The organism is Shinella pollutisoli (assembly GCF_024609765.1).
Classification (GTDB): domain Bacteria; phylum Pseudomonadota; class Alphaproteobacteria; order Rhizobiales; family Rhizobiaceae; genus Shinella; species Shinella pollutisoli.
In genome coordinates, this window is record NZ_JANFDG010000002.1 from 179,806 (window position 1) to 192,825 (window position 13,020).

General features: G+C 67.3%; 6 protein-coding genes. All 6 read right to left on the bottom strand.

Features of this window, described 5'->3' with window-relative positions; genetic code table 11:
* Window positions 1-15: 15 nt before the first annotated feature.
* Window positions 16-2,229, bottom strand: a complete 2,214-nt coding sequence (gene glgB / locus NNZ72_RS02385; protein ID WP_257312116.1) for a 1,4-alpha-glucan branching protein GlgB — start codon at window positions 2,227-2,229, stop codon at window positions 16-18.
* Window positions 2,229-4,688 carry a glycogen/starch/alpha-glucan phosphorylase gene (locus NNZ72_RS02390; RefSeq protein ID WP_371747673.1) on the bottom strand — a complete coding sequence of 820 codons (2,460 nt, stop codon included), beginning with the start codon at window positions 4,686-4,688 and terminating at the stop codon, window positions 2,229-2,231. Before NNZ72_RS02390 ends, glgB begins: the two co-directional genes overlap by 1 nt.
* A 214-nt stretch (window positions 4,689-4,902) precedes the next feature.
* Window positions 4,903-6,096 (bottom strand): pilus assembly protein, encoded by a 1,194-nt coding sequence (locus tag NNZ72_RS02395; protein ID WP_257312119.1) that lies wholly within the window; start codon window positions 6,094-6,096, stop codon window positions 4,903-4,905.
* Window positions 6,097-6,246: 150 nt separating this feature from the next.
* The gene (locus NNZ72_RS02400; protein WP_257312122.1) at window positions 6,247-7,134 is read right to left on the bottom strand and encodes a transglutaminase family protein; all 888 of its coding nucleotides are present in this window, start codon (window positions 7,132-7,134) and stop codon (window positions 6,247-6,249) included.
* Window positions 7,135-7,151: 17 nt separating this feature from the next.
* Window positions 7,152-9,557, bottom strand: a complete 2,406-nt coding sequence (locus NNZ72_RS02405; protein ID WP_371747674.1) for a circularly permuted type 2 ATP-grasp protein — start codon at window positions 9,555-9,557, stop codon at window positions 7,152-7,154.
* Window positions 9,558-9,670: 113 nt separating this feature from the next.
* A complete protein-coding gene (locus NNZ72_RS02410) occupies window positions 9,671-12,985 on the bottom strand; it encodes a transglutaminase family protein (protein ID WP_257312127.1) in 3,315 nt (1,104 codons plus the stop codon).
* Window positions 12,986-13,020 lie beyond the last annotated feature (35 nt).

Here is a 13,020-nt window from a genome sequence, read left to right on the forward strand (position 1 = left end):
CTCCCGACAGTCTGATCATGTGTCCAGCTCGAACATCACCGTCGCCAGCGGCGGCAGGGTGATGGCGGCCAGGATCCTCTCGTTCCCGTGCTTGACGGCCTCAACGGCGCCCCCGTTCCCCTTGCCGCTGCCGCCGTAGATCTCGGCGTCGGTGTTGAGGATCTCCCGCCAGCGGCCCTCCACCGGCAGCGGAATCGCGTAGTTCTCCCGATAGACGGGCGTGAAGTTGGTGACGACGGCGACCGGCTTCTCGCCCGGCGCCTTGCGGAGCCACGCGAAGACGGAATTGTCGCGGTCGTCGGCGATCAGCCACTCGAAGCCCTCGCCCTCGCAATCACGGGCATGCAGCGCCGGCTTGGCGCGGTAGGTGCCGTTGAGATCGCGCACGAGGCGGCGCATGCCGGCATGCGCCGGATATTCGAGGAGGTTCCAGTCGAGCGCGCGCGCCTCGCTCCATTCCTGCCACTGCGCGAATTCCTGGCCCATGAACAGGAGCTTCTTGCCGGGATAGCCCCACATGAAGCCGTAATAGGCCCTGAGATTGGCGAACTTCTGCCAGTCGTCGCCGGTCATCTTGGCGATCAGCGAACCCTTGCCGTGCACTACCTCGTCATGGGAGAGCGGCAGCACGAAATTCTCCGTGAAGGCGTAGAGCAGGCCGAAGGTCATGTCGTTGTGGTGGAACTTGCGGTGCACCGGCTCGCGCGAGAGATACTGCAGCGTGTCGTGCATGAAGCCCATGTTCCACTTGAAGCCGAAGCCGAGCCCGCCGGCATGCACCGGATGCGAGACCTTCGGCCAGGAGGTCGATTCCTCGGCGATCGTCAGGATGCCGGGATGAGCGGCATAGACATGGGCGTTCATCGACTGCAGGAAGCGGACGGCCTCCAGGTTCTCGTTGCCGCCGTATTCGTTCGGCACCCATTCGCCGTGCTTGCGCGAATAGTCGAGATAGAGCATCGAGGCCACCGCATCGACGCGCAGGCCGTCGAGGTGGAACTTCTCCGCCCAGTAGAGCGCGTTGTTGATGAGGTAGGCGAGCACCTCCTGCCGGCCGAAATTATAGATCGCCGTGTTCCAGTCGGGGTGGAAACCCTTGCGCGGGTCCTCGTGCTCGTAGAGCGCGGTGCCGTCGAATTCGCGAAGCCCATGTGCGTCGGTCGGGAAATGCGCCGGCACCCAGTCGAGGATGACGCCGAGACCGACCTTGTGGCAGCCGTTGACGAAGCGGGCGAAGCCCTCCGGCTCGCCGAAGCGGGCGGTCGGCGCATAGAGGCCGGTCGTCTGGTAGCCCCAGGACGGGTCGAAGGGATATTCCGAAATCGGCAGGAACTCGATGTGGGTGAAGCCCATGTCGACGCAATAGGGGATCAGCCGGTCGGCGAGCTCGTCCCAGGTGAGCATGCCGCCGTCGTCGTGACGCTGCCAGGAGGCGGCATGGACCTCGTAGATCGAGATCGGCTGGCGGCGGGCGTCCGCCTTGGCCCAATGGGCGAGATGCGCCTCGTCTTCCCATTCCTGCGCGATCTCGCCGGTCGTCATCGAGGCGTTGGCGGGGCGCAGCTCCGAGCGGCGGGCGAAGGGGTCGGCCTTGAGCGGCAGCACCTCGCCGTGGATGCCGACGATCTCGTACTTGTAGGCATGCCCCTCGGTGATGCCGGGCAGGAAGATCTCCCAGATGCCGGTGTCCCGGCGCAGCCGCATCGGATGGCGCCGGCCGTCCCAGTCGTTGAAATTGCCGACGACCGAGACGCGCCGGGCGTTCGGCGCCCAGACGGCGAAGTGGAAGCCCTCGACGCCTTCCAGCGTCATCGGATGGGCGCCCATCTTGTCGAACAGGCGCAGGTGCGAGCCCTCGCGGATGTAGTAGTCGTCCATCGGCCCGAGCACGGGGCCGAAGCTGTAGGGGTCGATCGCGGTCCACTCGCCGCCGCGGTTGCGGGCGCGGTAGAGGATCGGCTGGCGCTTCTTCACCGAGACGATGCCTGCGAAGACGCCGGCCGGATCGAGCCGGGTCAGCGTGCCGATCTCCTTGCCGGCGAGCGTCTCGGCGACGACCTCCTCGGCGCCGGGCAGGAAGCAGCGCGCGACGAACCTGTCGCCCGCCGCGTGCAGGCCGAGGACGGAGAAGGGATCGGGATGCCGGCTTCCCAGAATTGCGTCTATGTCCGCTCTCGCCAGAAGCTCGGACGGCGTTTCCGTCGGGCCTTTCGTCGGCGATGCGGTCATCACACTCTCCAGATTTCCTTGGCGTATTGGCGGATGGTGCGGTCGGAGGAGAACCAGCCCATGCGCGCGGTGTTGCGGATGGTCTTGGCGTACCAGGAGGCCTTGTCGGCCCAGATGGCGTCCACCTCGCGCTGCGCCTTCGCATAGGCGTCGAAGTCGGCGGCGACCATGAACCAGTCATGGTTGTAGATGCCGTCGACGAGGCCGGCGAAGCGGTGCGGGTCGTCGGGCGAGAAGACGCCGGAGGAGATGGCCGACAGCGCCTGCGACAGCTCGCGCGAACCCTCGATGACGGCGCGGGGATTGTGGCCGTCGGCACGGACCTTGGCGACCTCCTCGGCCGTCATGCCGAAGATGACGATGTTGTCCTCGCCGACATGGTCGCGCATCTCGACATTGGCGCCGTCGAGCGTGCCGATCGTCAGCGCGCCGTTCAGCGCGAACTTCATGTTGCCGGTGCCCGACGCCTCCATGCCGGCGGTGGAGATCTGCTCGGAGAGGTCGGCGGCCGGCACCATGATCTCGGCGAGCGAGACGTTGTAGTTCGGCACGAAGACCACCTTGAGCAGGCCGCGCACGGAGGGATCGTTGTTGATCACCTTCGCCACGTCGTTGGCGAGCTTGATGATCAGCTTGGCGTTGTGGTAGCTCGGCGCCGCCTTGCCGGCGAACAGCTTCACACGCGGGACCCAGTCCAACTCGGGATGCGAGCGGATCTGGTCGTAGAGCGCCACGGCCTCGATGATGTTGAGCAACTGGCGCTTGTATTCGTGGATGCGCTTGATCTGGATGTCGAACATGGCGGCCGGGTCGATGCGCACGCCCATGCGGCTGCCGACGAGATTGGCGAGCCGGTTCTTGTTCTCCCGCTTGATCGCGGCGAAGCGGGCTTGGAACTCGCGGTTCTCGGCGAAGCCGTCGAGCGCCTTCAGCGCCTCCAGGTCGTCCATGAAGGCATCGCCGATCGCCTCGCGGATCAGGCTGAACAGGCCGGGATTGCACTGCATTAGCCAGCGGCGCGGGGTGATGCCGTTGGTCTTGTTGTTGATGCGATCCGGATAGAGCTTGTGCAGGTCGGCGAAGACCGTCTCCTTCATCAGTTCCGTATGCAGCGCCGACACGCCGTTGATCGAATGCGAGCCGACGAAGGCGAGGTTGCCCATGCGCACGCGGCGCTCGCCCGATTCCTCGATCAGCGAGATGTTGCGGATGCCCTGGTCCTCGAAGCCCTTCTCCTTGCGCGCCTCGATGAGGATCTTGGCGTTGACGGCGTAGACGATCTGCATGTGGCGCGGCAGCAGGCGCTCGAACAGCGGCACCGGCCAGCTCTCCAGCGCCTCCGGCAGCAGCGTGTGGTTGGTGTAGGAGAAGGTGCGGCGGGAAATGTCCCAGGCGGCGTCGAAGTCGAGCCCGTGCACGTCGGTGAGGAGGCGCACCAGCTCGGCGACGGAGACGGCCGGATGCGTGTCGTTGAGCTGGATGGCGACGGCGTCCGGCAGCGAGGTGAAATCCGGATATTGCTGCAGGTGGCGGCGCAGGATGTCCTGGAGCGATGCGGAGGAGAAGAAGAACTCCTGCCTGAGACGCAGCTCCTGGCCGGCGGGGGTCGCGTCGGCCGGATAGAGCACGCGCGTCAGGCTCTCGGCCTTGTTGCTCTCGCGCAGCGCGCCGATGTGGTCGCCGGCGTTGAAGGCTTCGAGCAGGATCGGGTCGATCGGGTTCGCCGCCCACAGCCGCAGCGTGTTGACGCGCTTGGCGCGCCAGCCGACGGCCGGCGTGTCGTAGGCGGTGGCGATGACGCGCTCGGCCGGCTTCCAGACGAAGCGCTGCTTGTCCTCGCCGATGGCGATCGTCTCGACCGAGCCGCCGAAGCCGATCTCGTAGGAGCTCTCGCGGCGCTCGAATTCCCAGGGGTTGCCGTGGGCGAGCCAGGTCTCCGGCAGCTCGACCTGCCAGCCGTCCGCCATCTGCTGGCGGAACAGGCCGTGGACGTAGCGGATGCCGTAGCCGTAGGCCGGCACGTCGACGGTCGCCATGCTCTCGATGAAACAGGCGGCGAGCCGGCCGAGGCCGCCGTTGCCGAGGGCCGCGTCCGGCTCGATCTCGGCGATGACGTCGATGTCGACGCCGAGCGAGGCGAGCGCGTGGCGCATCTCGTCCATGATGCCGATATTGGTCATGGCGTCGCGCATCAGCCGGCCGATCAGAAATTCCAGCGAGAGATAGTAGACGCGCTTTGCGCCCGTCGCATAGGTGCGCCGGGTGGAGTCCATCCACTTGTCGGTGATGCGGTCGCGCGCGACGAGGATGGCGGCCGTCAGCCAGTCGTGCGGCTTGGCGACGTTGGGGTCCTTGCCGATGCGGTATTTCAGGCGTTCGAGGATTTCCGTCGCAAGCTGTTCGCGATCCGACGACCGGGGGGCGGGGGCGAGGTCGTTTGTGGATACCCGGTTCATCATCGGCTCGCTTCGCCCCTTATTTTCTCTTCGATCGCCGACGCGAAAATCGACTTTAAATCAATTAATGCATCTATCCGAAGCGCTTGCAATATGCCTTTTCAAGAAAGCCTGTGTGCGCCGGACGCATGGCGGGAAGAGCCGCGGCGACGACGGAAAGGCCCGCCGACGCGGGCTGCGTGGCGGGCCTCGAGCGGGCGGAACGGCCGGTCTGCGGTCACTTCGTCAGGCGGGACACCACGGCGGAAGTGCGCTCGCCGATCGCCTTGAAGGCCTTGACGAGGGCGGCCATATCCTCCGCCTCGAAATAGTGGCTGGCGCTCGTCGCGCAGTATTTCAGAAGCTCCTGGCCGCGGTCCGGCGCCATGAAGGCGACGGTGTAGACCTCGATCTTGTCGTTGCGGGCATTGTCGCAGATGGTCTTGGTCTTGGTGTCGTCCGACTTGTTGTTGTTGTCGCCGTCGGTCATGAAGACGATGTATTTCGTCGGGACCTGGCCGTTCTTGTTCTTGTGGGCGGTGTTCTCGGAGGCTTCCTTGAGCTTCTCGTAGGCCGTCTTCATCGCCCCCGTCGAGGCCGTGCCGCCGTCGGCGACGAGGTTGTTCACGTAGGTGAGGGCGGTGGACACGCCCCAGTCGAGCGTGGTCGGCGTGTAGGAGTAGAGGTCATAGGAGACGGCGGCGGTGCGGACGTAGGTCTTCGTCGGGTCCGCCACCGTGAGCTGGGTGAAGAGGCTTGCGACCGCGAGCTTCAGCGCGGCCATCTTCGGGATGTAGCAGGGGCTCGACGGCGAGACCTTCTTGCCCCAGTTCTTCTCCGTCCAGTTGATGCAGGAGGAGACCGACGTGTCCTTCTCGTTGGTGATCCAGGCCATCGAGCCCGACTTGTCGAGCACGAGGAACATCGACAGCGCGTTCTTCGATTCCGTGGCGCTTTCGGCCGTGCTCTTCGAGGTCAGGGTCGCCGAGGTCTGGCCGAGCAGCCGGGTGAAGGCGTTGAACTCGAGCGTGTGGTTCATCGACACCTCGACCTTGAACGACTTGCCGGTGCCGACCAGCGCCTTCTCGGTGATGTCGATGAGGGTCTCGGATTCAATGTCGTTCTCGTCCTTGGAGCTGCTGTCGACCGTGTTGCCGCCATGCACCTGCGTCTTGAGGAAGCGAAGCGCGACCAGCCTCGCCTCCGTCGCCGTCATGCCGTCGTTGGCGAGGGCGGAGGCGGCCGCGAGCGCCGCCGAATCCGTCGCGTCCTGAAGGGCCGCCTTGGTCATGACCATGTTGGTCAGATCCATCGCCACCCCGCCTGCCGCGAGCATGATCGGGAAGATGATGGCGGTCATCATCGAGAAGTTCCCGAAGCGGTCGCTCAGGAAACGGGAACCCAATGTCCGTTTTTGCGCATTCTTCGTCATGAGGAATCTTCCGCCATTGTCGTCACGTGGGCGAAAGCTACCAGCGAAGTGTTATTTAACGGTTCGGCTGCGTGGTATAGTTTTCGTAAAATTGCGCGCGTCCCGCAAATCCGGCGCTTGTCGTTGTTTACAAACGGGATTTTTCTCCGCTCAGGCCGTCTGGCGCACGGGGATGACGTCGACGGCCTGGGTGGTCTTGTGCTGGCCGTAGCCCTTCAGCACGCCGATGACGGGCGCGACGTCCGCATAGTCGCGGCCATGGGCGACGACGATGTGGTCGGAGCCGGAGGGCATGTCGTTGGTCGGGTCGAGCTCCATCCAGCCGTTGACGCGCCCGCACCAGAAGCGCACCCAGGCATGCATGGCGTCCGCGCCTTCGAGCCGCTCCTTGCCGGGCGGCGGGATCGTGCGCAGGAAGCCGCTGACATAGCCGGCCGGGATGCCGAGGCTGCGCAGCGCCACGATCATGACATGGCTGAAATCCTGGCAGACGCCGCGCTTCAGGCGGAAGGCCTCGCGCGGCGTGGTGTCGACGCTCGTCGCCTTGGTATCGTAGGTGAAGTCGGCATGGATGCGCGCGCAGATCGCCGTCGCCGCGGCGCGGATCGTCATGTCGGGCGTGACGATCGCGCGGGCGTAGTCGGAAATCTCCGGGCAGGCGGGCAGGCGGGGGCTCGCGCCCGTGTAGTGGTGCGGCGCGCCGGCGTCGAGCGACCAGTAGCCGGCGATATCCTCGGCGAGGCCGGAGACCGGGGGCGAGAAGTCGGCGGCCGGCTCCGGCGTCTCGACATGGACGCGGGCCTGCATACGGATGTCGAGCCGGTCGTGCGGGCTGCGGAAGAGGATCGAGCTCATCGGGTTGTCGAAGAAGTCCGTCCGGTCGGCGCGCTCGCCGGGCGCCGGATCGACGGACAGCGCGCCGGCGACGAGACGCTGGCGGCCGGGGATGGAGAGCGGCAGCACGCGCACCATGTGGCGGCCGCCGGAAACGGGCGTGTCGTAGCGGTAGCCGATGGTGAGGTTCACGTCGTAGAGCATATGCCGGTTGCCTCCGCTCAGCCGAGATAGGTCTGGCCGAGGATATCGGAAAGCCGTTCCAGCTCGGTCTCGAAACGGCCGTAGATCCTGTCGCTCATCCCTTCCGGCGTCATCACGGCGAGCCCGGCATGGAGCCGCATCGCCTCGCGGTAGAAGGGCGACATCTGGCCGTTGACGAAGGCGTTCGGAAGCTGCTCGACCTCGTTCTTGATCTCGTTCAGCTGGTAGAGGACAGAGCGCGGGTTGAGCGGATCGAGCGCAAGCAGGTCGGTGACGGTGAGCCGCGCCGTCGCCACCGCGTAGCGTCGCCTGTGGGTCATGACGCTGTCGCCGATTTCCAGCAGCATGTCGAGCGCGCCGTCGGGCGCGTCCTCGCCGGACAGGTGGCCCAGGAGCCGCGTCATGTGCAGGCCGCGCTCCAGGTAGCGGCCGATCGACAGGAAGCGCCAGCCGGTGAAGCGGTACATGTTCTCGTGCACGAGGCCGGCGAAGCCGGCGAGCTTGCGCAAGAGCACCGTCATGGCCCGTGTGGCGTCGTCGCCGGGCTCGATGCTGGTGTGGAAGCGGCGGGCGGTCTTCGACAGGTCGTTGAGCGCCAGCCAGCCGTCCGGCGAGAAGCGGTCGCGGATGGCGCTCGCCGAGAAGACGGCGCTGTCGATGTTGCGGATGAGGCTGGTCGGCACGGGTTCGGCCGTGTCGATGTCGAGGGCGTCGAGGTAGCGTGTGACGTCCTTGAGGAGCGGCTGCCCGGGATCGGCATATTCGGCGTAGCGGCCGTGCCAGGCGCGCAGGATGCGCAGCGCCCCCTCCGCCCGCTCGATGTAGCGGCCGAGCCAGAACAGGTTGTCGGCCGCCCGGCTCGGCAGGCTGCCCGGCATGGTGCGGGTGAAGTTCCTGTCGGCCGGCAGCAGCGTCGAGCGTTCGACCGGCCGGGGACTGACGATCCAGACGTCGGCGGCCGAGCCGCCCCGCTGCATGGCGATCGCCGCCACGTCGTCGCCGGCGCCGATGCGGGCGAAGCCGCCCGGCATGATCTGCCAGCCGTCGCGGGTGCGGGCGGCGAAGACGCGCAGGCTCATCGGCCGCGGCACGAGCCTGCCGCCGACCCAGGCGGGCGTGGTGGAGAGCGTCACCGCCTCTTGGCCGACGAGGTGCGCGCCGTCGCTCGCGAGCCATTCCATGATGGAATCGCGTGCGGTCTCGCGCAGCGTCGAGCCCAGCACCGAGCGGCCCTCGTCGTCGAAGAAGGGGCGGGTGGAATAGGCCGGGCCGATCACCATGCGGCCGATATGGGCGGCGACATGGGCGCGCTCCGTCTCCTGCCCGCACCACCAGGTGGCGACGGACGGCATGATCTGTTCCTCGCCGAGCACCTGGCGACAGATGTTCGGCAGGAAGGCGAGCATGGCGCGGGTCTCGACGATGCCGGCGCCGAGCGCGTTGACGATGCTGACGGAGCCCGCGCGCAACGCCTCGACGAGGCCCGGCGTGCCGATATGGGAGTTCTGGTCCAGTTCCAGCGGGTCGGCGAAGGAGGCGTCGAGCCGGCGCCAGAGCACGCCGATGGGTTTCAGGCCGGCGACGGTGCGCACCATCACCTTGCCGCCGACCACCGTCAGGTCCTCGCCCTCCAGCAGCATGAAGCCGAGATAGCGGGCGATATAGGCGTGCTCGAAATAGGTCTCGTTGGCGAGCCCCGGCGTCAGCACGGCGATGCGCTCCTCCGGCGACTGGCGGCTTGCCTGCAGCGTGTCGCGGAAGGCGCCGAAGAAGCCGGCGAGCCGGTGGGCGTGGGTCTCGGCATAGACGTCGGAGAAGGCGCGGGCGGTGGCGACGCGGTTCTCCAGCGCGAAGCCGGCGCCGGACGGGGCCTGCGTGCGGTCGGAGAGCACCCACCAGTTGCCGTCCGGCCCGCGGCCGATCTCGAAGGAGACGAAGTGCAGGAAATGGCCGCCGGCGGGCTTAACGCCGACCAGCGGGCGCAGGAACTCGGCGTTCTCGCCGACGAGCGCGGGCGGCAGCAGGCCGTTCGCCACCAGCTCGTTGCGACCGTAGATGTCGGCGACGACGGCTTCCAGCAGCTCGGCGCGCTGGACGAGGCCGCGGCTGACCCCGGTCCATTCCGCCTCGTCGATGAGGACCGGGATATGGGAAAGCGGCCAGGCGCGGTCGACGTCCGCCTCCTTGCCGTAGGAGCGGTAGAAGACGCCGGCGTCGCGCAGGTAGCGGTCGGCGCGGGCGAAACGGCCGGCGAGCTCCGTCTGGTCCATGCGGCCGAGCGCGGCGAGGAAATGGCGCCAGACGGGGCGCACGGCGCCGTCCGCGTCGATCATCTCGTCGGCGACGCCCGGCAGCGGCGCATAGCCGTGCGCCGGCACCTCGATGCGTCCTGCCTCTGCCTTCGTCGTCTTCAACCCGTCCACTCCGTCCGGAGGCTAGAGCGTTTTCGCTGTTCTTCGAACCGCGAGAACGCTCTATCTTTGTTTCTGCGCATTGTCCTTATGCAAAACCGCTTCGCACTTTTGCTGGAAATGCTCTAGATGCCGGGCGGCCGGCGCAGATCCAGCGTCAGCGGGAACTCCGCCGCCGGCGTCTCCTGCCGCACCGCATAGGTGCCCGCCTTGTGCCCCCATGGCTCGAACCGCGCCAGCCGGCGCGCCTCGGCCTCGTTTCCGTTCACGGGGAAGGTGTCATAGTTGCGTCCGCCCGGATGGGCAACGTGATAGATGCAGCCCCCGATCGCCCGCTGCGACCATGTATCGTAGATGTCAAACGTAAGCGGTGTGTTGACGGGCAGCACCGGATGCAGGCCGGAGGCGGGCTGCCACGCCTTGAAGCGCACGCCCGCCACCGCCACACCGTTCGTGCCGGTGGGGCGGAGCGGCACGGGCCTGCCGTTGCAGGCGACGGTATAGCGCTCGGGATTGGTCGTCTCCAGCTGCACCTGCAGGCGCTCCACCGAGGAATCGACATAGCGCACGGTGCCGCCGATCGCGCCCTGCTCGCCCATGACGTGCCAAGGCTCCAGCGCCTGCCGCAACTCCAGCGTCGAGCCCTGGTAGTCGACCGCGCCGCAGAAGGGGAAGCGGAATTCGAGCTGGGCGGCGAACCATTCCGGCCGAAGCTCGAAGCCGTGCGCGCGAAGGTCGGAAAGCACGTCGAGGAAATCCTGCCAGACGTAATGCGGCAGCATGAAACGGTCGTGGAGCGCCGTGCCCCAGCGCACGAAGCCGCCTTCGGCCGGCGCCTTCCAGAAGCGGGCGATCAGTGCACGGATGAGCAGTTGCTGGGCAAGGCTCATGCGGGCGTTCGGCGGCATCTCGAAGCCGCGGAACTCGACGAGACCGAGCCGCCCGGTCGGCCCGTCCGGCGAGAACAGCTTGTCGATGCAGATCTCCGAGCGATGGGTGTTGCCGGTGACGTCGGTCAGGAGATTGCGGAACAGGCGGTCGGTGAGCCAGGGCAGGGGCGGCTCGCCCTTGCCGGGGGCGGGCACCTGGGCGAGCGCGATCTCCAGCTCGTAGAGCGAATCATGGCGGGCCTCATCGATGCGCGGGGCCTGGCTGGTCGGGCCGATGAACAGGCCGGAGAAGAGATAGGAGAGCGAGGGGTGGCGCTGCCAGTGCAGCACGAGGCTTTTCAACAGGTCGGGGCGGCGCAGGAACGGGCTGTCGTTCGGGTTCCTGCCGCCGACGACCACGTGATTGCCGCCGCCGGTGCCGGTGTGGCGGCCGTCGATCATGAACTTGTCGGCGCCGAGGCGCGACAGCCGCGCCTCCTCGTAGATCGCCGTGGTGATGCCGACGCACTCGTCCCAGCTCGATGCGGGATGGATGTTGACCTCGATGACGCCGGGGTCCGGGGCGACGCGGATGACGTTGAGGCGCTCGTCGTGCGGCGGCGCGTAGCCCTCGATATGGACGGCCAGGTCGAGGCGGGCGGCGGCGCGCTCGGCCGAGGCGACGAGGTCGAGATAGTCCTCGACGTCGACCGTCGGCGGCATGAAGACGCAGAGCCGGCCGTCGCGCGGCTCGACGGAGATGGCGGTTCGCACATGGCCGTCGATCTCGTCGGCCGATTGCGGCACGATCGTCTGGCGCGTGCCTTCCCGCGGCTGGAACAGCGCCGCCTGCCGTGGATTGCCGGCGAAATCCGGCAGGTCGCCGCGCTCGACCGTCGGGTCGGTCGGGTTGATGTAGGGATAGGATGCGGCCGGCAGCCAGGGCAGCGAGCCGAGCGGCAGGCGGTAGCCGACCGGGCTGTCGCCGGGCACGAGGAACAGCCGGCCGCGGCGGGTGTGCCAGGCCTCGCTCAGCCAGCGGCGGGGCCCGGCGCGGCTGTTCCAGGCCTGCACCGGCAGCACGTAGCCGGTCGGTTTCGTCAGGCCGCGGTCGAAGACGCGGGCGATGCGGCTGCGCTCCTCCGGATCCTCGAGCTTCGAGTTCTCCGGATCGACGTTGCCGGGCAGCTTCGCCTCCTTCAACAGCCATTCGGCCGGGTCCTCGAAGGCGGGCACGACCATGCCGGCGTCGATGCCGAGCTCGTCGGCGATGGCCGCAAGCAGCCGTCCGGCATCCGCCTCCGTCACCGTGTGGTCGCTGCCCTCCTCAGCGATGAGCGCCGGGTCGCGCCAGATCGGCCTGCCGTCGCGGCGCCAGTAGAGCGAGAAGGTCCAGCGCGGCAGGCTCTCGCCCGGATACCATTTGCCCTGGCCGTAATGCAGGAAGCCGCCCGGCGCGAAGCGTTCGCGCAGCCGCCGGATCAGCGTGTCGGCCTTCTCGCGCTTGGTCGGGCCGACGGCGGCTGTGTTCCACTCGTCCGATTCGAAATCGTCGATCGAGACGAAGGTCGGCTCGCCGCCCATGGTCAGGCGCACGTCGCCTTCGCCAAGCACCCGGTCGACCTCGCGGCCGAGCGCGTTCAGCGCCTCCCAGCTCTCGTCCGAGAAGGGTTTGGTGATGCGCGGATGCTCGGCGACCCGGTCCACCCGCATGTCGAAGGCGAACTCGGTGTTGGCCTCGCCAAAATAGTCGCCGGAAATCGGTGCGGCGTTGCGGTAATGCGGCGTGGCGGCAAGCGGGACGTGGCTCTCGCCGGTGAGCAGGCCCGAGGTCGGGTCGAGGCCGATCCAGCCGGCGCCGGGGATATAGACCTCGCACCAGGCATGCAGGTCGGTGAAGTCGACCTCGGTGCCGGAGGGGCCGTCGAGCGCCTTCAGGTCCGGCGTGAGCTGGATCAGGTAGCCGGAGACGAAGCGGGCGGCGAAGCCGAGGTTGCGCAGCACCTGCACGAGCAGCCAGCTCGAATCGCGGCAGGAGCCGCGCGCGAGCGTCAGAGTTTCCTCCGGCGCCTGCACGCCCGCCTCCATGCGGATGACGTAGCCGATCTCCTGCTGCAGGCGCGCGTTGAGCCCGACGACCATGTCGACGGTGCGCTGGCGCGAGCGGTCGACCGTCGCCATGAAGGCGTCGAGCGCCGGACCCGCCGGCTCGGGCGTGCGATAGATATTCAGGTCCTCGCGCAGGTCCTCAGGATAGTCGAAGGGCCAGTGCTCGGCCTCCTCCTCGACGAAGAAGTCGAAGGGATTGTAGACCGTCATGTCGGCGACGAGGTCGACCTCGATCTTCAGCTCCGTCACCGGATCGGGGAAGACGTAGCGGGCGAGGTAGTTGCCGTAGGGATCCTGCTGCAGGTTCACGAAGTGATTGGCCGGCGAGACCTTCAGCGAATGGCCGATCACCCGCGTCCGGGAGTGAGCGGCCGGCTTCAGCCGGATGATCTGGGGTCCGAGACGGACCGGTCTGTCGTATCTGTAATGGGTAAGGTGGTAGAGTCCGGCCTTGATCGACATACGCTGGTTTTTTCCCCTCGGTGGCGGTCTTCGCC